This is a genomic window from Cystobacter fuscus (assembly GCF_002305875.1).
GTDB lineage: Bacteria > Myxococcota > Myxococcia > Myxococcales > Myxococcaceae > Cystobacter > Cystobacter fuscus_A.
Genome location: NZ_CP022098.1, coordinates 1,937,303 through 1,957,541, shown reverse-complemented (window position 1 = coordinate 1,957,541; position 20,239 = coordinate 1,937,303). Strand labels below are relative to the sequence as shown.

The window sequence follows — 20,239 nt, the reverse complement described above, 5'->3', positions numbered from 1 at the left end:
GAGGAGGACACCATGGCGACGAATCCCGTGAACGAACAGACGACGAAGGCGGCGGCGAGTGGGCCCACGCCCCAGGCCACCTGCCCCATGAAGGCCCTGCGCGAGGCGCCGCGCTGCCCCGCGCTCCTCGACAAGGAGAGCCCGGAGTTCCTCGCCCACGCGTACGCCACCTACGCGGACCTGCGGACCCAGGCCCCCGTCGTGCGCACCTCGTTCGCCCACAACTTCGCGGACGCGGTGCTTCCGGGGGGCACGAAGCGGCCGGAGTCCGGAAGCCACCCGGCCAAGGAGCGCCTCTTCGTGACCCGCTACGACGAGGTGGTGGAGGCGCTGCTCGATGAGCGCCTCTCGTCCGACTTCCGCACGTCCCTGACGCCGGAACAGCGCGCGAACCTTCAGTACATGCCCGAGGAGGTCCGCCCCATCGCCTACAGCCTGCTGATGTTGGATCCGCCCGACCACACACGGCTGCGCAAGCTCGTCCAACCCAACTTCACCGCGCGCACCATGGAGATGCTCCGGCCGCGCATCCAGCGCATCGCCGACACCCTGCTCGACCAGGTGGAGCGCGCGGCCGCCGAGCGCGGGGAGCGCGAGGGGGAGCGCCGGATGGACTTGCTCCACGCGTTCGCCTACCCGATGCCCATCACCGTCATCAGCGACATGCTCGGCATCCCCGAGGAGGATCGGTCGCGGGTGCACGGCTGGGCGGAGAGCCTGCTCGGCGCGGATCGGCGTGACGCCGCGATGGACGAGCTGCGGCGGAGCAGCCTGCGGGAGTTCGCCCGGTACCTGGATGGCTTGTTCGAGCGCAAGCGGCGCGAACCCGCCGAGGACATGATCAGCCAGATGGTCCACGCCCAGGACGAAGGGGACAAGCTCAACCACCAGGAGATGGTGTCCATGGTGTTCATCCTCTTCTTCGCCGGGCACGTGACGACCGTGAACCTGATTGGCAGCGGCGTGGTGGCGCTGCTCACCCATCCGGAGCAGCTCGAGCGCTTCCTGGCCGACCCCACCAACCTGTCCAAGGGCGCGGTCGAGGAGACGCTGCGCTACTGGGGCCCGGTCGACTACATGTCCACGCCGCGCATCATCAAGGAGGAGATGGAGCTGGCGGGCACGCACCTGCCCCAGGGGGAGAAGCTGTCGGTGGGGCTCGCGTCGGCCAACCGCGACCCCCAGCACTTCCCCAACCCCGACGTGTTCGACATCACGCGGCCGAACGCGCACCGCAACCTGGCCTTCGGCAAGGGCATCCACATCTGCCTGGGCGCGCCCCTGGCCCGCCTGGAGGGGCAGATCGCCTTCGAGACCCTGTTCCGGCGCTACCCGCGCATGCGCCTGGAGGTGCCCTTCGAGTCGCTGCGGTGGAACACCGGCTCCGGCCTGCGCGGCTTCGACCGGGTGCCCGTCCGCTTCTAGTCTCCAGCGCCCGGCCCCACCCGCGTCCGCCCACTCTGGGACGCGGGCAGGTCGCGCCTCACGCCTTGGGAGGCGCGTGCGGCGGGGAGAAGCGCGCCATCACGTCCCCCACGTACACGTAGGACAGATACGTGGGAGACGTCTTCGCCTCGCGCTCGCGCAGCCGCCGCAGGGACTCGCCCACGCTGATGCGCTGCTCCATCAGGTCCCCCACCAGGTGCTCCACCGCGCTGCGCGCGTGCGCGTCCTGCACCGGCCACAGCGGCGCGATGAAGCCCGCGAAGCGCTCGCTCACGAACGTCTCCGCCCAACCCCCAATGCCTCCCAGCAGCTCCGTGGCGGCGCCCACCTCGCAGGCGTTGAAGATGACGAGCGGCCGCGACTTCTGCCCCAGCATCGTGAGCGAGTTGCGCACCTCGAGCGTCTGCAGGGTGCCATCCTCGAGGAACACCCGCGAGGGCGACACCTCGTTGTTCGCGCTGTACTTGCCGTGTCCGGCGAAGTGCAACAGGCCCACCGCGCGCGGATAGCCGCCCGTCAGCAGGCTCAGGATGGGCTGGCGCCTTCCGGCCACCCGCACCGCGCGAAAGCGCTTGGACAACTGCCGCGACTCCTCCTGCGCCTGCGGCAGGGGCGCCAGGTGCGGGTGGAACTGGTAGTCCGGCGCCACGGTGAGGATGTCCCCCTGCGTCAGCCGCGCCGACATCGACGTCTGGTAGTCCAGCAGCCAGCGCGCCACCGGGTGCTCCATGCACAACAGCTCCGCGCCCGGCACGTCCACCGGCGCCATCAGCTCCCAGGGCACGTGCGGATCATCGGTGATGAACTGGATGGGAAAGCCCGGCCCATACTGCTGGCGCAGCGCCTTGAACGTCTCCCGGAAGGCGCTGGGCGTGCGCTGGTAGAGCAGCTTGCCCAGCCCGAGAAACCAGGCGTAGTGCTCGCCCGAGCGCAGCTCGCGCGCCGTGGACGCCACGCTCTGGAAGAACGCCGCCGGATCCGAGCCCAGGTTGAGGTCTCCCGAGAGCCGGGCCGGCAATCCCTCGCACGGCACGCCCACGTGGAGCATCCAGTACAGCCGCTGGGGGTTGGAGGGATCCAACCGGTGGATCTGCACCGTCAGGTGGGGCTTCTGGGCCCCCGCGTCCACGGCGAAGACCCCTCGCTCCTCCTCCCCGTCACTCGCGGAGGCCGACACGCCCCCGCCGGACGAGGACGCCGAGGGGGCACGTGACGGGCCCCGACCCGGATTGCCCGTGCCCGTGGACACGATGGGGACGCGCCGACGGGCCGCTCCGCAGAAGCGCCCCTGGTACTCGAAGGTGGCCACCAGGGAGAGCTCGCCCGAGGCCCCCGCGTTGACGGTGCCGAAGAGCGTCACCGGCTTGGAGCTGTCATTGCGCCGCACCACCACCTCGCCCGTGTCCTCTCCTGGCTTGAACGTCATCTCCGCGCACAACAGGCGCACCTGGATGGGCAACTCCTTCCAATCCTCGGCAAGGCCGGAGAGCGACACCCCCGCGGACTCCGACTCCGCGCCCACCTCGAGGATCGACAGGTCCACCTTCACGGCGAGCTCCTCGCCCGGGCGCGCGGCCGTGCGCGGCTCCACCGAGGGGTAGCGGGTGATGGTGCGCCCCTCGTCCCGTGCCGCGAGCTTCGCGGCGAGATCCTCCTCCGTGACCGGGGCGGAGAACGACTCCGAGCGCCACTCCGACGTCGCGCCCGTCCCCTGGCCCACCGCGAACTCCAGCGTCTCCTCCTCGTCCTCGGGCAGCGCCCCGGTACGGTGGAAGACGGCGAAGACGTCGCTCACCGGGATGACCTCGGGGCCGCCCTTGACGCTCACGCGGTAGAGCCCGGGCGGCAGCGGAGCCAGCGTCCCCTCGTGCCGTCCATCCGGTCCCCGGACGAGTGGCGTCGAGAAGGACTCCGCCGTCTTCACGTTGGACACGTACGCCCGCAGGGACACGGTCTCGGTGGAGGGCCGCACGCGGATGACCACGGGCTCGTCGTGCGCGAACGCATCCTCCATGCTCAGCGACAGCATGCTCGGCGCGGGCCCGAACAACGAGTCGCGGTACTTGTCGAGCGCGAGATGCTGGCCGGTGATGAGTCCCTCCACGTGCGCCAGCACCTCGAAGGCATTCTGCAGCGAGGCATGGGACGTGGGGCTGTACATGGCGCGCACCTGGCCGCGCTCCTCCAGCGGCAGCGCGGCCACGCGCGGCACCGTGCCATCGCCGGCGTGGTCCGTGCCATCCGGCTCGCTCGTCAGCATCTCCACGGCTCCGGACGCGCTGACACGGGCCCCCTGCAACGTGGGCTGGAAGGTGCCCACCACGGGGTAGAGGTGATAGCCCCGCTCGAGGTACTCGGAGCTCTTCGCGTTCGCCGCCAGGGCGCTTTCGATCTCCCGCTGGAAGGCGAGGCCCTGGGCGGCGCGCACGGGATCGAGCTGGCCCAGGCCCTGGACCTCGCCCGGACGCACGAGCCGCCCGTCCGCCAGCCGCACGCAGGGGTAGATGGGCAGGAGCTGGTACGCCGAGGGCAGCGAGCGCACCATGTCCGTCAGGTCCACCAGGTTCACCGGCCCCAGGTCCTTGCGGAAGCCCAGCGCGAGCGCCTGCAGGGCCATGAGGGAGCCACGATGGGGCGTGCCGAAGGTGATGAGCGCGCGCGTGTCCTTCCACCCGCCGAGGCACTCGAGGAAGTAGCGCGAGACGATGCCACCCATGGAGTGGCCCACGAGGATGAGGCGCGCATCGGGCGAGCCGCCATTGCTCTTGCGCCACGTGTGCAGCCAGCGCGCGGACTCGCGGGCGAGCCGTTTCGCGGTGTGGCGGATGTCGCGCCGCCAGTCATAGGGGAACTCGAAGAAGTTGGCGCCCGGGATGAGGCCGAGCCGGCTCACGAGCGTCTCGGCCACGCGGGTGTAGCCATCCACCTTCCAGAAGCCGGGGATGAGGTGCGTGTCGGGGAGCACCGCGGTGGCCACCACCCCATCATCCGCGACGTCCTCCCCGCTGTCGGACTTCAGGGCGAGGGACTTCACGCTGCCCGCGCCACTGAAGAGGGCCCGGAAGATGGCCCCACCGGACAGGCCCCAGATCTCCTTGTCGTCCCGCTTGAGCACACTGCCGAGCAGACCGGGCAGCAACACGACGACATCCTTGATGACGGCGGCCATGGCTTCCTCCTGGGGGAGCGGGGCTCCTGGGCCCGTGTACGCAGGGGACCCAGGAGGTCTGACGATAGCCGGAATCGTATGGTTCCCCTCCGACCCATCCGCGCCCGGGGAGCGTGGGGGACTGAACGCTTGCGCCGCCACGCCCCGGCGCCATCCCGGAGCGTTCCGGTTGCGAGCGCGGCTTCGCTCTGTAGGATGCCCGCCCCATGCGCACGAAATTCCTGACGACGGGACTCCTCCTCCTCACCACCCTGGCGGCCTGCAAGGACAACCCGCCCCAGAGCACTCCCCCGGCGGCGCCCCCCGCCAACACGGCGACGCAGCAGGCCACGCCGCCGCCCGCGCCCCCTCCTCCTCCCAGCGAGGCCCCCGCGGAAACGCCGGCCGCCGCGCAGCCCCAGGAGCACGGCGCCAGCGCGGCGCCCCGGACCCAGCCCCCGGGCGAGAACCCCGGCCCCTGGCAGAAGAAGGCGCTCGGCGGGCAGGAACTGTTCGCCACGCTGCAGACCAACCACGGTGACGTCGTGGTGAAGCTCTTCTCCAAGCAGTCGCCGCTCACGGTGGCCAACTTCGTGGGCCTCGCCACGGGAGAGCAGGCGTGGAAGGACCCGAAGACGCAGCAGGAGAAGAAGAACACGCCGCTGTACAAGGACATCCTCTTCCACCGCATCATCGCGGGCTTCATGATCCAGGGCGGAGATCCGCTGGGCCAGGGCGTCGGCTCGCCGGGCTACACCTTCGAGGACGAGACGCGCAATGGCCTGACGTTCAGCAAGCCGGGCATCCTGGCCATGGCCAACCGCGGCCCCAACACCAACGGCAGCCAGTTCTTCATCTCCGTGGCTCCGCTGGAGCGCCTCACCGGCGGCTACACCATCTTCGGCGAGGTGGTGAAGGGCTACGAGGTGGTGGAGAAGATGTCCCAGGTGAAGACGCTTCCCGGCGACCGGCCAGAGAAGGACGTGGTGCTCAAGAAGGTCATCGTCAGTGACAAGCAGCCCACGTAGGGGAGACGAAACACCATGCGACGAGTGAGCACGAAGCTGGGCGAGCTGGACTGCCAGGTGTTCGACGCGGTGCCGGAGGGAACGAACCCGGAGCTGGCGGTGGTGCTGTGCCACGGCTACGGGGCCCCCGCGACGGACCTCGTGCCACTGGCGCGCGAGCTGGTGCAGTTGCAGCCCGAGCTGGGCGCCAAGGTCCGCTTCGTCTTCCCCGCGGCGCCCCTGTCGCTCGCGGCCATGGGGATGCCGTCCGCGCGGGCGTGGTTCCACCTGCCCCCGGAGGTGTTGATGGGGCGGGAGCGGGACTGGAAGAAGTTCGCGGTGTCCGTGCCCGAGGGGCTCGCGCAGGCGCGGCGGGGACTGATGGGGATGCTGTCCGCGCTGTCGGCGGCGACGAAGCTGCCCTATGGGCGCATCGTCCTGGGCGGCTTCAGCCAGGGCGCCATGGTGACGACGGACCTGTCGCTGCGGCTGGAGGAGGCTCCGGCGGGGTTGTGCATCCTGTCGGGGGCGCTCATCTGCCAGGACGAGTGGAAGCAGCGGGCCGAGCGGCGCAAGGGCCTGCCGGTGTTGCAGGGGCACGGGCGCCACGACGACATCCTGCCCTTCCATCAGGCCGAGTCGCTGCGGGAGCTGTTGAAGAACGCGGGCCTGCTCGTGGACTTCGTGCCCTTCGACGGGCCGCACACCATCGATCCGGACGAGCTGGCGAAGCTGGCGGAGTTCCTCCACGTCCGGCTGTTGAAGCGCTGAGCGGGAAGGAGCCCCGGAAGAGGAGCGAGCCATGTACCACGCCAGGGAATTGACGGTGGCCACGCGAGGCCGGGGCTTCTACGACATCACGGACGAGGTGCAGCGGGCGGTGGCGGCGAGCGGCGCGCGTGAGGGCCTGTGCACCATCTTCCTGCACCACACGAGCGCCTCGCTGCTGCTGTGCGAGAACGCGGATCCAGACGTGAGGAGGGACCTGGAGTCCTTCTTCTCCCGGCTGGTGAAGGATGGGGATCCACTCTTCGTCCACGACGCGGAGGGCCCGGATGACATGCCCGCGCACGTGCGCACGGTGCTGACGCAGAACTCCATCAGCGTGCCCATCAAGGGCGGCGAGGCCAGCCTGGGCACGTGGCAGGGCCTCTACGTCTGGGAGCACCGCACCGCGGCCCACCAGCGCCGGGTGACGGTCTCCGTGGTGAGCTGAAGCAGTTGAAGCGCGGGCCGGGCCCTACTCCTCGGGCTCCTGGGCCTCGAGCAGCTTGTAGAGCGTCTTGCGATCCACGCCCAGCAGGCGCGCCGCCTCGCTCTTGTTGCCCCCCACGTGCTGGAGCACATGGGCCGCGTAGCGCCGGGACAGCTCGGCCAGGCTCGGCATGTCTCCGGCGAGGCCGCTGAGCTTCTTGGGCGCGTCGCCGATGGGCTCGGGAAAGTCCTGGGGCCCCAGCACGCCCGTCACGTTGAGCGCGAGCGCCCGCGCCACCACGTTCTCCAACTGCCGCACGTTGCCCGGCCAGTCATACGCCGCCAGCCGGACCATCGCCTCGCCCGCCACCACCGGCGCCACCCCGCCCCGCGCGTGCAGCGCCGCGAAGTGCTCCACCAGCGCCGCGATGTCCTCGCGCCGCTCGCGCAGGGGCGGCAGGTGCAGGTGCACCACGTCCAGGCGATAGAGCAGGTCCTCGCGGAACAGCCCCTCGGCCACCCGCGCCTTCAAGTCCTTGTTCGTCGCCGCCACCACCCGCACGTCCACCTTCACGGGCGCGCTCTCGCCCACGCGGCGGATCTCCCCCTCCTGCAGGGCGCGAAGCAGTTGCGCCTGCACCTTGGGGCCCACGTCGCCAATCTCGTCGAGGAAGAGCGTGCCGCCGTGTGCCTCCTCGAAGAGGCCCCGCCGCGCCCCCGTGGCGCCGGTGAACGAGCCGCGGGCATGGCCGAACAGCTCGCTCTCCATGAGGGACTCGGAGATGGCGCCACAGTCCACCGGGATGAAGGGTCCGGTCGAGCGCGGCGAGCGCCGGTGCAGCGCCCGCGCCACCATCTCCTTGCCCGTGCCCGTCTCGCCGGTGATGAGCACCGGCACCGACGTGGCCGCCGCCCGCGCCACCTGCTTGTACACCTCGAGCAGCCCCGGGCTGCGGCCCACCATGGCGCCGCGCTCCACCTGCTTGCGCAGCGAGCGGTTCTCCTCCACCAGCCGCTTCTGCTCCAACGCCCGCCGCGCCACGCGCATGATGGCGTCCACGTCGAAGGGCTTGGACAGGTAGTCGAAGGCGCCCTGCTGGATGCTGTCCAGCGCGCCCTCGATGTTGCCAAACGCCGTCACCACGATGACGGGCGTGTCCGGCAGGTGCGCGCGCACCTCGTGCAGCACGAGCAGTCCATCGCCCGCGTTCGGCATCGCCATGTCGGTGAACACCAGGTCGAACGGACCCTCCTCCGCCATGCGCGCCGCGGCCATCTTCGGATCCGACGCCTGCGTCACCTCGCCGAGCATGCCGAGCAGGCGCTTGAGCAGATCCCTCGCGTGGGGATCATCGTCGACGACGAGGATGCGCGCGGGATTCATCTAGGCCGCTCCCCTCTGGGCAACGGGCGCCGCCTCGGCCGCCAGGGGAAAGCGCACCGTCACCCGGGTGCCCGCGCCCGGCGCCGAGTGCAACCGCAACGTGCCCTCGTGCGCCTCCACCAGACGCCGGGTGGTCGCCAGACCCAACCCGTGCCCGGGAATGCCCCGCGTCTCCGGCGAGCGGAAGAAGGGCTGGAAGAGCTTGCCCTGGGTGTCCTCGCTCATGCCCATGCCATTGTCGACGACCTCGAACACCGCCTCGCCTCCCTCGCGCGCCACCCGCACGCTCACCCGCGCGTCGGGCCGGCCCGCCGTGTACTTCACCGCGTTGGATAGCAGGTTCTGCGCGATGATCTGCAAGAGCTGCGAGGGGCACATCACCTTTACGCCCGAGCCCAACTCCCGCTCCAGGGCCACGCCCTGCGCCGCCGCCGTCTGGCTCACCTCCAACAGGAGCGTGCTCACCGCCGTGTCCAGCTCGCCCACCACGGGCTCGCCCCGGGTGCCCGCGCGGCAGAAGCGCAGGAGCGCCTCGATGAGCTCGCCCATGCGCACCGCGCTCGACTCGCACAGCGACACGAGCTCCAGCGCCTGCGGCTCCTTCACCGCGCCCGAGCGGCGCAAGAGCGTCAGGTAGCCCTTGAGGGGTGACAGCGGGCCCATCAGGTCGTGCGCCACGCGCCGCGTGAAGGCATCCAGTTCCTGGTTGCGCCGGTCCAGCTCCTCCATCTGCGCCTGGATGGTTTTTCCCTGCCGCTTGATGACCGAGGTGATGCGCCAGACCACCGACAGGGACACCAGCATCGCCAGCAGCGTCACCGCGCCGCCGAAGGCCAGGTTGCGCGTGCGCAGCGCCGCCAGATGGTCGAGCAGCAGGCGGCCCTCCTCCGCGTTCTCCCGGTTGAGGTGGCCCGCCAGTCCGTCGATCTCCTCGGCCAGCGGACGCACCTGCTCCACCAGATGGTGCCGGGCCCGCTCCGCCTCCTGACGATTGGAGAGCACCGCCGCGGCCCGCACCTGCTCGGCCAGGCGCGTGCACGCCATGTTGAAGCGCTCCCACACGACGAGGGGTTCTCCCTTGGGCAGGCCGCGCGTGTACGCGAGCGTGGCGTCGCGCACGTCCGCGAGGATGTCCTCCATCACCTCGTTGGCCTCCTGGCGCTCCGCGTCGTTGGTGGCCCGGATGTGGGCCTCGATGGCGGACTCCAGCGAGATGGCGTCCACGCGGATGCGGCCGATGAGCCCCGCCCGGTCCAACGACTCCTGGAAGCGCGCGGCCACCTCATGGCTCGTGCGCACCTCCGTCCAGAGGAAGAAGGCGGCCACGGCCGACAGCAGCATCACCGCGAACAGGAAGCCCGCGCGGTAGACCCGGATCGAAGGAGAGGACTTCACGGCGTGCTGGCGGACTCGGCGGGAGGAGTCGCGGGCGGCAGGGGCGGAATGGGCAGCGGCTGCGGCTGGCTGCGCCGCCGCGCCCGGGACAGCGCCGACTGGTACCACACGTCCTCCAGCTCCTCCTGGATGGCCGTCAGCTCGCGCTGCTTCGTCACCAGCTGCGCGTTGTGCTCCACCAGCGTGTGCCGCTCCGCCTGCACCCGCTCCAGCTCGTCCTGCCACAACGGCGGAAGCAGCACCTGCTCGGCGCGCTCCAGGTTCACCACCTCCAGCGCGCTCTCCACCGAGGCGAGCCGCATGGCCAGCGCTTCCACCCGTTCACGCTCTTCCTCATACCGGCGCTTCCACTGATCCATGTCCTCCGACACTGGGGGTGGTGCGGTTACCTTTGGAGTCACGCACCCGACTTCCAACCCACACATGACCACCGCGATGAAGAGGTACCGCATGCCTTCGCTCCCGTCCTCCGCCGCGCGTCATGCGCCTCAGGGCTAGACCGGGCTCTACCTTGGCCGGCTGACAGGGCCAGCATCCCCAAGATGAAGGGTCACGTCAAAGAGCGCGGTGGGTTTGTGGGGAGGGTGCCCCCATGCCGGGCAGGCGACATGGGGAGAATCTCCGCAATCCAACACCACGGCCCCTGGGAAGAGGCCGTGGCACGGCGGGTGCTCTGTCACGCGGACGAAACGTCGCACTCAAGCGACGCTTCTTCGTCCTTCCGGAGCCCGACCATGAAGAACGTCCTCGCCGCCGTTGTGCTGTCCGCGTCGCTGTCCGCGTTTGCTTCCGAGCCCACCAAGGCCACCGAGCCGGCTCCCGCCGCCGAGCCGGCTCCCGCGCTGAAGGCCGAGGCCCAGGCCGAGGGCGTGAAGGCCGAGCCCCAGCCCGAGGCCGCCAAGACCGAGAAGGCCACCAAGAAGCCCGCCAAGAAGGCCGACAAGAAGGCCGCTGCCGCCGAGACCAAGTAGTTCGTCTCCTCGAGCCGCATCGTCCGAGGGCGCCCCCATCCCGGGAGGCGCCCTCGTCGTTTTCAGCTCAAAGCGCCCGCCGGCTCACGGCCCCCCGAGGTCGGTGGTGCTGAAGTACTCCTCGCGCTGGACCGTGAAGGACACCTCGGTGCCATCCTCGAGACGTCCCGTCCAGGCGGAACCCACGAGAGGCCGGTGGCTCGCGTCACCCGGAAGGATGGCGGACACGGGCACGCCCGCGCTCCCCCGCGCGTCGCCCAGGGCCAGGGAACGCGTCTCCAGGCGGAGGATCTGATCGAAGTCCGGAGCGCGGCTGGCGACGTGGACGCCAAACCACTCTCCCTCCCGGCCAAACACCCGGTAGCTCGCGGAGGAGGGCGCCGGATCGGTGGGTCGCAGCGCCTTGACCATGAGCAGACGCTGGACCGTGAACGACACCTTCGCCGCGCTGTCCGCGGAAGGAAGCGGCGTTCCGCCCTGCTCGAAGTGCCCGTGGTAGAGCGTGCCCTCCAGCGTGAAGCCCGGCTTCAGCGAGGCCAGGGCGAAGGGCTCCGGCTCGAAGGTCACGAGCGGGCTGCCCGCGGCCCGGTCCGAGTCGTAGAGGCGGCGCCCCGCTTCATCCAGGCGGGCCTCGATGACGATCTGCCAGGCATGGAGGCCGTGCCACATGGGCAGGTGGTAGAGGTAGAGGCCCTGGTCTCCGAAGACAACCATGCCATGCACGCCCGCGCGCGTGGACCCGGCCAGGGCCGAGGGCTCGCGAACCTCCCGTGTGCGCGACACGCCAGGCGCGGCCCGTTCACTTCCACGACAGGCCAGCAGACCCACGCACAGACCCATCACGCACGCCCTGCCCCACCGCCACGACACCCACTGAGACGACATCCCACAGACTCCTCGCCAGGCGCGCTCCCTCCACGGAGCCACGATGGGGCCCGCGCGTAGCACTTGTCCTCGTCCCCGACCAGAACCCCCGGGTGGAGGGCGGGCCACTCCCCGGATTGCCTGGAGCTCCTTTTTCTCCCAACATGCCGCCGGCTTGCCGTTGAACCTCCGTCACCCAACGAGACCGCCCATGTCGCAGACGACTCCGAACTCCTCCGCGCTTCCCATCGAGCCCCCCGAGCTGGTGGCCAGGCGGGAGCAGTTGCTGGCCACCCTGGAGAAGGAGGCGAAGGTGGCCACCGGCACCGCCGAGCCCGTCCTGCGCAAGATGCACGAGCTGCTCGCCAGCACCCAGCCGGGAGCGCCGTTCGACCCCGCCCTCTACGAGGGCGTCAGGAGCGCGTTCGTGAGCTTCACCCAGGCGCCCGTGTTCCCGCCCCCCGCCATCCTCATGGAGTGTCTGGCGTTCCTGCAGGAGCGGCAGGTGGCGTTCATGACCGCCAGCCAGGGTTGAGCCCCCCAGGTACACCGCCCCACCGCGTGGCGTAGACTGGCCACGGGAGGGTCGATGAACATTCGTTCCAATCGCCGGCTCACACTCGGCATCGCCGCGCTCGTCATCCTGATCGGCATCTGGTGGGTGGCCGTGGACGACTGCGTGTCCACCTGGATCTTCCAGGGGGTGAAGATGCCTCGGTGTCCGGACGGGCGCATGCGACAGACCGTGACCCTGGACGCGCGGGGACTCGCCCGCGAATCCACGGGGAGCGTCACCGTCGGGGCCCTGGCCCATGGCGTCACCCGGGATGGCGGCACGCTGCAATCGGCGGTGCGCCGCCTGGAGCCCGCCCTCTTCCTCGTGGATGCCGAGGGCAAGGAGACTCCGCTTCCCATCGAGGGTCCCTGGGAGCGGCAGAAGCCCGGCTTCGCCCAGAGCGCCTCGGTGAAGCTGCCCGCCCTGCCGGACGGGGATTACCGGCTGCGTGCCCGCGTCGACTCGCCGCTGGGCACGGACACCGTGGACGCCCCCCTTCCCCTCTACGCCCCCGCCCGCATCCAGGTGCTCACCGACCGGCCCCTCTATGAGCCCGGCCACGTGGTGCGCTTTCGCGCCGTGGTGCTGCGTGCCCGGGACCTGGCTCCCATCGATGGGCGCCCGGGCTCCTGGTTCGTGACCGATCCCTCGGGAGAGGTCCTCCTCGAGCAGCGCATGCCGGCGGGCCCCTGGGGCGTGGTGTCCGGAGAGTTCCCGCTCGACCGCGAAGCGGCCACCGGCGCCTGGAAGGTGAAATGGGTGAGCGGAGACACCGGCGGCGAGGTGTCCTTCCAGGTGCAGCCCTTCACCCTGCCCCGCTTCCAGGTGGAGGCCCAGGGCACCAGGCCCTTCTGGCGCGCGGGCGAGTCGCCCCTCGTCGAGGGCCGGGTCCTCTATACCTCGGGAGCCCCCGTGGCCGGCGCCACCGTGAAGGTGGACTGGCGCGCCTCGGGCCGCTGGCCTCCGCCCACCGCGTGGCTCGACGCGAACGCCCGCGACGGACTGCCCCGCGAGGCCCGCACGGACGCCGCGGGACGCTTCCGCCTCCCACTGCCGCGCGTGCCCTTCGATCTGCGCGGCCAGGCCACCCTCTCCGCGACGCTGTCCGCCACGGACCCGGCGGGAGACCAGGTGCAGGGCGCCACCTCGGTGCTGCTCACCGAGGACGCCCTCTCCGTGTCGGCGGTGACGGAGCAGTCGGACGGCCTGGTGGACGGCTACGGCAACCGCGTCTACCTGCGGGCCACCACCGCCGCCGGCCGGCTGTTGCCCGGCACCGAGCTCACCGTGCGCCGGGCGTGGGATCCGAACGACGAGGGCGTGCGCGCGGTGACGGACGAGGACGGCGTGGCCGTCTTCCAGCTCGACCCGGGCCCGCCCGTCAACGTCGTGCTGCCCGCCTTGCCGGTGCGCCCCGCTCCCCGGCCCCCTCCGGTGCAGCTCGAGGAGATGAGGGATCTGCTCGCCGACGAGGGCGACGCCTCGCTGGAGGATCAGCTCGCCGTGGAGCGGTGGTTGGAGCCCCTGCGCCCCTGCGCCCGCTTCGTGTCGCCCGAAGCGGACTCCTTCGAGGTGGAGCTCGGCCTGCGCGTGACGGCGGGAGGCGCGGTGGTGGACGTCACCGCGGAGGACTCGCCGCTGGCCTCCTGCGCCGCCGCGATCCTGCGCACGCGCTCGCTGCCTCCCGGTCGCGAGCGCATGCTGGGGCTCACCCTGAGCCTGAGGGATCCAGGACTGCCCCTGCTCGTCACCGAGGTGCGCGACCTCCTCGGAGCCAGTACCAGCGAGGGGCTCGAGGATGCGCTGCACCGCGCGGCGCTCGATGCGCGCGAGTGCCTGCCGGCGGACTTGTCGCTCGCGGCGCCACTGCCCTCGGTGCTCATCTGGCGCACGCGTCCGGGCAAGCGCGAGGTGGAAGTGGGCTGGACGTCCCCACGCCCCCAGGAAGACTCGCTGCCCACCCCCCACCTCGCCTGCATCCAGTCGCGCTTCGCGGGGATGCGGCTGAGCGAGGAGCCCGGCCACGCCACGGGCATCGTGCGCTTCACCGCCGAGCCCACTTCCCGGTCCGCCGAGGGTGCCGTTCCCCAGGAGACGACGATGCTGGGCTACGAGCTGAAGGTGAGCGCGAAGGACGCGACGGGGGATCTCGGCTCGACGACGTGGATCGCGTCGCCCGCGCGGTTGCCCCCCACGCGCCTGCGCGCCTCGCCCGTGCTGGCCCAGACTGGAGGGGAAGTGAGCATCGAGCTGCTGCGCGGCCCGGACTTCACGGGAGGACTGCCCGAGGAACTCGAACTCCAGGCGGGAGACAGGACGCTCCGGACGAAGGTGGAGCGGACGGGGCCGGTACCGGTGGCGCGCTTCTCCCTGCCCACGAGCTTCGAGGGCTGGGCCGAGGCGTCCTGGAACGGGGCCGTGGCGCGAGTGTACGTGGCGCCCCAGGCGCGGCTCTCACTGGAGGTGGCGTCGGACAAGGCGGCCTACGCCCCCGGCGAGCTGGCCCACCTCCAGGTGAACACGTGGGTGGACGGTCGCAAGGGCCCGGCGGCGGTGGGCCTCTTCGGCGTGGACGAGAGCCTGTCGCAGCTCGTGGCCCTGCCGGACGCGGACGCGCTCGATGGGATGCGGCCCACGCCCTCGATGACCTCGCCCGCCTTCGGGGTGCTGGACGGCACGGCGCTCGTCATGGGGCGCATCCGGGGCGCCAACGCCGCCGCCGCCACGCTGCTGCGCGTGAGGAGCGTGCCCTCGCGCGCCGAGGGGGAACGGACCCTGTCGTTCTCGGCGCGGTCGCCCTTCGAGCCCGACGTGGAGTTGACCGAGCCCTTCTACCGGGTGCTCTCGGAGCTGACGGTGCGGGTGCGCGCCTGGGAGGAGTCCGCGCCCGAGGGCGAGACGCTGTCGCCCGAGGGCCTCGCGCGGCAATGGGAGCAGGCGCTCGCGGCCTGTGAGCAGCGGGGCGAGAAGGTCACGGACGCCTTCGGCCGCCGGTTGCGGTTGTCGCAACTGCCCTCGGAGCTGCTCGCCCTCACGGATCCGCGCGCGGTGGTGGTCAACGGCACGCGGTTGCCCCAGGACATCGAGAATTGGGGCGCATGGGTCACCCGGGAGTCGCCATGAAGCGCTACATCCTCGTGGGGGCGGGAGGCCTCGTCGTGGGCGTCCTGCTGACCCTGTTCTCGAGCATCCTGTTCATGCCGAGCTTCTCACCGGTGCGGGCGGAGCCGGAGGAGCTGATGCTGGCGGAAGCACCCCCCCAGGCCGCTCCCGCCACCCTCCCCATGGAGCAGCTCAGGGGGGGCCTCATCGAGGCAGACGCCATCCCAGGGGGCGGAGGAGCAGCCAAACGAGCTCCGGTCGCTTTCGGGATGAGGGAGAAGGGGATGGCCGTGGGAGCACTGGCCCCTCCCCCGCCCCCACCTCCCCCCGCGCCCGGGCAGGAGCAAGCGGCGGCCCCATCGGGACGGGCGTGGTTCCCCGAGACGTTCCTCTTCGAGCCCCTGGTGGTGACGGACGCGTCGGGCGAGGCCTCGGTCCCCGTGAAGGTGCCGGACCGGCTGACGCACTGGCGGGTACTGGCGCTGGCGCACTCGCGCTCGGGGGCTCAGGCCGGGGCGGTGAGCACCTTCGCGAGCTCGCTGCCCACCTACGTGGATCCGGTGTTGCCCGCCTTCCTGCGGGCCGGAGACGTGGTGCGCATGCCGGTGCAGTTGGTGAACACCACGGGCGCCGCGGTGACGCGCGCGCTGAAGGTGGAGGCCCAGGGAGCGCAGGTGGAGGGCGGCACGCGCACGGTGACGGTGCCGGCGGCGGGCAGCGTGGTGGAGTACGTGACGCTGCGCGCGGCGAGGCCGGGGCCGGTGACGGTGCGGGCCGCGCTGGAGGGAGCGGACTCGGTGGAGCGCGGCTTCGACGTGTGGCCCACGGGCCAACTGGTGCGCGAGACTCGCGGAGGCACCCTGGCCGCGCCGCGCACACTGGAGCTGGTGGGGCCCCCGTCCCCAGTGGAGGGCAGCGAGCGGGTGCGGCTGCTCGTCTTCCCCGGAGCGCTGGGCGTGCTGCGCTCGGAGCTGGCGGCGGCTCCCGGCCGCGCGGGCGGGGCCGAGGATGCCTATGCGCTGCTGCTCACCGGGCGCGCCCCGGCGCTGCTCCAGGGCCTGGGCGGGACGGTGGAGCCACGCGCGCTCGAGCAGACGTCGATGCTCGCGGGCCAGCGGGTGCTGAAGGCCGGACGCGCGCCGGACGTGGCGACGGCGGCCCTGCTCGCCGAGGCGGCGCTGGCCCACCCGGGCAATCCCGTGCTGGCACGGCTCGGCGAGCGCCTGTCCGAGCAGGTGGCGCGGGCCCAGCGCCCGGATGGAACGTGCCAGGGCGGCGAGGGGTGGACGTTGCAGCGGCTGCTGGTCGCCACGGCGGAGTGCACCCGGGTGGTGCGCGCTGGGATGGGCACGGACGCGGGCCTCCGACGGGCCTCGGCCTTCGGGGCGCGCGCGTCGGGTGCCTTCGAGCGCGCCCTGTCACGGATCCGGGACGGCTACACGGCGGCGGCGGTGCTGGCCAGCGGAGGGGTGTCCGGCTCGGTCCGGGACACGCTGCGCGGGCGGGTACGTGAGGCGCTCCAGCGGCGACCGGATGGCGCGGCGTACCTCCCCGTACCAGCGGGCGTGGTGCGAGCGGATGGACGGATCCCCTCGGAGGCCGAGGCCACCGCGCTCGCGGTACTGGCGCTGGTGGAGGACAAGGAAGCGCCGCTCGCGGACCTGGGCACCTCGCTGCTCGCGGACTACCGGCCCGAGTCCGGCTGGGGTGACGGGCGCGCCAACCTCGCCGGACTCCAGGCCGTGCTGGCCCTCTTCAAGGAGCCGTTGCCCTCTCGAGTCCGGGTGGTGCTGGAGCGGGATGGCCAGCCGATAACGGAGGGGAACTTCGACGCGAAGGCGCTGCGCGAGGTGCTCGCGCTGGAGGCGGAGGCACCCGGTTCCGCGGGCCCGCACACCTGGAGCGTGCGCGCGGAGCCCGCGGTGCCGGGACTGGGCTTCTCCCTGACGCTGGCCGCCCGCGTGCCCTGGCGCGCGAGCGAACCGGGCCATGGACTGGAGCTCGCCATGAAGGTCGCGGCGGACGCGAAGGTGGGGATGCCCGTGGAGGTGACGCTCCAGGCGGCCTCTCCGGCGGGCCTGGAGCTCACGCTGCGCCAGGAGCTGCCCGCGGGCGTGCAGGTGGATCGCCCGAGCCTGGAGGAACTGGTGCGCCAGGGCCGGGTGACGGCCTACGACGTGGAGGACGGAGCGGTGAGCCTCACCCTGCCGCCGCGCGGCGCCGCCGAGCCCTTCACGGCCCGGTTCCGGGTGGTGCCCACGCTCGCCGGCGCGTTGCAGGCGGGCGCCTCCAGCCTCTCGCTCGTGGGGAGCGAGAACACGGCCTTCCGCGTGGCGCCCACCACCTGGACGATCCGCTGAACCTACGGCTTGGGGATGAGGATGAACTCATCCCCCTGCCGCAGGCGGTACACCCCGTCCGACTCCCGGCAGCGCCCGGCGTGCTCGCGAATCCTCGCATCGAGAGCGCGCGCCTCGTCGTCGCTCAGCGCGGCGAGCTGCCGCGCGGTGTAACAGTCCTCGAACACGAAGAAGCGGCAGAGCGTGTACATCTCCTCGAAGGTGGCCGCGGAGAAACCGTTCTGGGTCTCGACCACCTCGAACGGGAGCTGCTTGTCCTTCAGGATGGCCTTGAGCTGCTCGCTGGTGATCACCGTCTGGGTGAAGTCGCGATGCAGCTCGTAGTTCTGCCCGCGCGCCGAGCCGAGGACGACCAGACAGTAGCCCCCCGGGCGCACGAACGAGAGCAGCCGCTCGATGGCCCCGCCCCAATCGGACACGGGCACGTGGTACAGCATGTGCGAGCAGAGGACGAGATCGTACTTCTCGGGCGATTGAAAGCTCTCCAGCGTCCCATGGATGAGCCGGGCCCCCGGCAGCTCGAACGCGCCGAGCTGCTCCTGGTTGGGCTCGAGCAGGGTGAGCGGGCCAAAGTGCGGCGCGAGCCGCCGGGCGACCGAGCCCGGCCCCGCGCCGACATCGAGCAGGGACGGACGCGCGGGCAGCCGGGAGAGAAGGCTCCGCTCGACCCACTGCCCGATGTTCTCGGGGTGCCTGGCCGTCCTGGCGAGCAGGTGGAAGGCGGTGGCGTAGTCCTGGGGAGACAGCGTGATGTTCATGGCGCGAGTTCCTCGGAGGTCAGCCTAACACCCACCACGTGCTCGACCCGGAGCTCAAGGCATTCCCCGAAACCCACGCGTGTAGGAGAAAGGCGACGCACACGCGACACCCCTGCCTGCTTCCCCGCTGGCGAGGCGGCCATGGCTTCTGGCGTCCGCGCGCGATCGGTTCTGGTAGCCTACGCGCCCGCCTGCCATGTCCTCGCTCGACGCCACCGCCACTTCCATCAGCCGGACGTTCGATCCGGATCTCATTCCAGGCTACCGGCTGGAGAAACTCGTTGGCGCCGGGGGCATGGGCGAGGTGCACAAGGCCACCCAGCTGTCGCTCGGCCGCACCGTGGCGGTCAAGCTGCTCAGCCAGCAGCTCGCCCAGGACGAGAGCTTCGTCGCGCGCTTCCAGAAGGAGGCCGCGGCGCTCGCCACCCTGCACCACCCCCACATCGTGTCCATCGTCGACAAGGGCAGCACGCCGACGACGTACTACCTGGTGATGGAGTTCGTGGACGGGCCCTCGCTGCGCGAGCGCATGCGCCAGGCGCCCGAGGATCCCTTCGAGCACCTGCGGATCATGATGCAGATCTGCCGGGCCATCGAGTACGCGCACAACCGGGGCGTCATCCACCGCGACCTCAAGCCGGAGAACATCCTCTTCGACATGCAGGCGGGTGACCTGCCCAAGGTGACGGACTTCGGACTCGCCTCGTTCCTCGAGGACAGCAGCACGCGCTTCGCCCTCACCAGCACGCACGTGGCCATGGGGACGCTGTCCTATATGGCGCCCGAGCAGCGCGTGGACGCGAAGAACGCGGATGGCCGCGCGGACATCTTCGCGCTCGGCCTCATCTTCTACGAGCTGCTCGTGGGGGAGCTGCCCGCGGGCCACTATGATCCGCCCTCGCGCCGCAAGCCGGGGGTGGACCCCAAGCTGGACGGCATCATCGACCGGTGCCTCAAGCAACAACCCGAGGAGCGCTACCCGAACGTCACCGCGCTCATCCGGGACATCGAACCGCTCATCCCCCACTACACCACCATCGCGCCGGCGAAGCTCAGCCGGGTGCAGCGCGCGAAGCGGGTGGCGGCGCGCGTGGTGCGCACCTGCCTGCAGGTGGTCGCCACGGTGATGGTGATCGCGTCCGTGGGCATCCTGGGCGTGGCGTGGATGCGCAGCGGGGAGAAGCGAGTGGAGCGCACCCCGGGCGCCGCGCTCACCGCGGACCTCGGACTTCCCGCCGCGTCGTCCCTCGCCGGACGGTTGATGACGGTGGAGGGCGAGACGCGCCGGGTCACGCTCGGGGAAGGCCCCGACAAGCCCTCGGTACTCGTGTCGGGCCGTCCCCTGGAGCTGGAGGATCGCACGATCGTCTTCCCCTCGGTGATGGGCCAGTCCCGCGTGGGGCTCATGCGCGTGGACGTGCGCAGCATGCGCGGCAGCCGCGCCCGCTTCTCCGCGCGCGTGGATGCCCGCGAGCCCGAGCCCACCCTCGCCAACCGCCTGCGCTCCTTCAAGCACGGTGAGGCGCCGGACCCCGAGGTCGCCCTGCTGTTGCTCGGCAGCACGGGCCGCTACGTGGCCCTGGTGTACAGCGGCGCGGGGGCTCCGCTGCGGCTGGAGTGGAGCCTCGGCGAGAAGCGCGGAATCATGCTCGGCGAGGATTCGCCCGACGGGCCCGTGCAGCTCTCCCTGGAGGTGGACGACGAAGGCGTGCTCGTCGCCTCGGTGGGGACCAAGGAGGACCAGCGCCCCATGGGAGAACCCCTGCACCTGGGGACGGACTGGCAGAGCAGGCGCTTCGGCGACGAGCCCGTGCCGGCGCTCGGCTGCATCGAGGGCAGGTGTCAGGCGGAGAACTTCACCTATCAGGTGTGGCCCGCGCCCAAGCAGTCCACCACCGCCCAGCTCACCCCGCCGCCGCCGGCCTCCAGGCCGGCCGCCGCTCCGGCCAGGCGCGCCCCCACCAAGTCCACGTCCTCGAAGGGCAAGCGCTCGAAATAGAGAAATGCGCGTCCATCCGCTGCATGCGGATGTGGCCCGGACCCGGGCTTTGAAC

15 protein-coding genes are annotated in these 20,239 nt (G+C 71.3%); 9 read left to right on the top strand and 6 right to left on the bottom strand.

The window, feature by feature from the left end:
• The first annotated feature begins 12 nt into the window (after positions 1-12).
• Positions 13-1,425, top strand: a complete 1,413-nt coding sequence (locus CYFUS_RS08165) for a cytochrome P450 family protein (RefSeq protein WP_095984713.1) — start codon at positions 13-15, stop codon at positions 1,423-1,425.
• 58 nt (positions 1,426-1,483) lie between these two features.
• On the opposite strand, the gene CYFUS_RS08160 is transcribed toward CYFUS_RS08165, so the two are convergent.
• Complete coding sequence (locus CYFUS_RS08160; protein ID WP_095984712.1) at positions 1,484-4,615, bottom strand: lipase/acyltransferase domain-containing protein; 3,132 nt, start codon at positions 4,613-4,615, stop codon at positions 1,484-1,486.
• A 206-nt stretch (positions 4,616-4,821) separates the two neighbouring features.
• On the opposite strand from CYFUS_RS08160, the gene CYFUS_RS08155 reads away from it, so the two are divergent.
• Genes CYFUS_RS08155 through CYFUS_RS08145 form a run of 3 tightly spaced genes read left to right on the top strand, consistent with a single transcriptional unit; the run spans position 4,822 to position 6,817 of the window.
• Complete coding sequence (locus tag CYFUS_RS08155) at positions 4,822-5,622, top strand: peptidylprolyl isomerase (protein ID WP_095984711.1); 801 nt, start codon at positions 4,822-4,824, stop codon at positions 5,620-5,622.
• Positions 5,623-5,637: 15 nt separating this feature from the next.
• Complete coding sequence (locus CYFUS_RS08150) at positions 5,638-6,372, top strand: alpha/beta hydrolase (RefSeq protein ID WP_095984710.1); 735 nt, start codon at positions 5,638-5,640, stop codon at positions 6,370-6,372.
• A gap of 31 nt (positions 6,373-6,403) precedes the next feature.
• Positions 6,404-6,817 carry a secondary thiamine-phosphate synthase enzyme YjbQ gene (locus tag CYFUS_RS08145; protein ID WP_095984709.1) on the top strand — a complete coding sequence of 138 codons (414 nt, stop codon included), beginning with the start codon at positions 6,404-6,406 and terminating at the stop codon, positions 6,815-6,817.
• Positions 6,818-6,841: 24 nt separating this feature from the next.
• On the opposite strand, the gene CYFUS_RS08140 is transcribed toward CYFUS_RS08145, so the two are convergent.
• From CYFUS_RS08140 to CYFUS_RS08130, 3 genes are read right to left on the bottom strand one after another with little or no spacing between them, the layout of a single operon-like run.
• Positions 6,842-8,179 carry a sigma-54-dependent transcriptional regulator gene (locus CYFUS_RS08140; RefSeq protein WP_095984708.1) on the bottom strand — a complete coding sequence of 446 codons (1,338 nt, stop codon included), beginning with the start codon at positions 8,177-8,179 and terminating at the stop codon, positions 6,842-6,844.
• Complete coding sequence (locus CYFUS_RS08135) at positions 8,180-9,574, bottom strand: sensor histidine kinase (protein WP_095984707.1); 1,395 nt, start codon at positions 9,572-9,574, stop codon at positions 8,180-8,182.
• Complete coding sequence (locus CYFUS_RS08130) at positions 9,571-9,933, bottom strand: hypothetical protein (protein WP_198316503.1); 363 nt, start codon at positions 9,931-9,933, stop codon at positions 9,571-9,573. Before CYFUS_RS08130 ends, CYFUS_RS08135 begins: the two co-directional genes overlap by 4 nt.
• A gap of 375 nt (positions 9,934-10,308) precedes the next feature.
• Between CYFUS_RS08130 and CYFUS_RS08125 the strand changes: the two genes are divergently transcribed.
• Entirely contained in the window at positions 10,309-10,545 is a 237-nt protein-coding gene (locus tag CYFUS_RS08125; RefSeq protein WP_095984706.1) for a hypothetical protein, read from the top strand.
• Positions 10,546-10,629: 84 nt separating this feature from the next.
• Here CYFUS_RS08125 and CYFUS_RS08120 read toward each other — a convergent pair whose 3' ends face one another.
• Positions 10,630-11,430 carry a hypothetical protein gene (locus tag CYFUS_RS08120; protein ID WP_157758317.1) on the bottom strand — a complete coding sequence of 267 codons (801 nt, stop codon included), beginning with the start codon at positions 11,428-11,430 and terminating at the stop codon, positions 10,630-10,632.
• A 190-nt stretch (positions 11,431-11,620) separates the two neighbouring features.
• Here CYFUS_RS08120 and CYFUS_RS08115 point away from each other — a divergent pair, with 190 nt between their 5' ends.
• From CYFUS_RS08115 to CYFUS_RS08105, 3 genes are read left to right on the top strand one after another with little or no spacing between them, the layout of a single operon-like run.
• Positions 11,621-11,944, top strand: a complete 324-nt coding sequence (locus CYFUS_RS08115; protein ID WP_095984704.1) for a hypothetical protein — start codon at positions 11,621-11,623, stop codon at positions 11,942-11,944.
• 54 nt (positions 11,945-11,998) lie between these two features.
• On the top strand, positions 11,999-15,088 hold the full coding sequence (locus tag CYFUS_RS08110) for an MG2 domain-containing protein (RefSeq protein WP_095984703.1): 3,090 nt from the start codon (positions 11,999-12,001) through the stop codon (positions 15,086-15,088).
• A complete protein-coding gene (locus CYFUS_RS08105; protein ID WP_095984702.1) occupies positions 15,085-17,427 on the top strand; it encodes an alpha-2-macroglobulin family protein in 2,343 nt (780 codons plus the stop codon). Before CYFUS_RS08110 ends, CYFUS_RS08105 begins: the two co-directional genes overlap by 4 nt.
• Before the next feature lie 2 nt (positions 17,428-17,429).
• Here the strand turns inward: CYFUS_RS08105 and CYFUS_RS08100 are convergent, their stop codons facing one another.
• A complete protein-coding gene (locus CYFUS_RS08100; protein ID WP_095984701.1) occupies positions 17,430-18,185 on the bottom strand; it encodes a class I SAM-dependent methyltransferase in 756 nt (251 codons plus the stop codon).
• A gap of 196 nt (positions 18,186-18,381) precedes the next feature.
• Here CYFUS_RS08100 and CYFUS_RS08095 point away from each other — a divergent pair, with 196 nt between their 5' ends.
• Positions 18,382-20,184 (top strand): serine/threonine-protein kinase, encoded by a 1,803-nt coding sequence (locus CYFUS_RS08095; RefSeq protein WP_095984700.1) that lies wholly within the window; start codon positions 18,382-18,384, stop codon positions 20,182-20,184.
• Positions 20,185-20,239 lie beyond the last annotated feature (55 nt).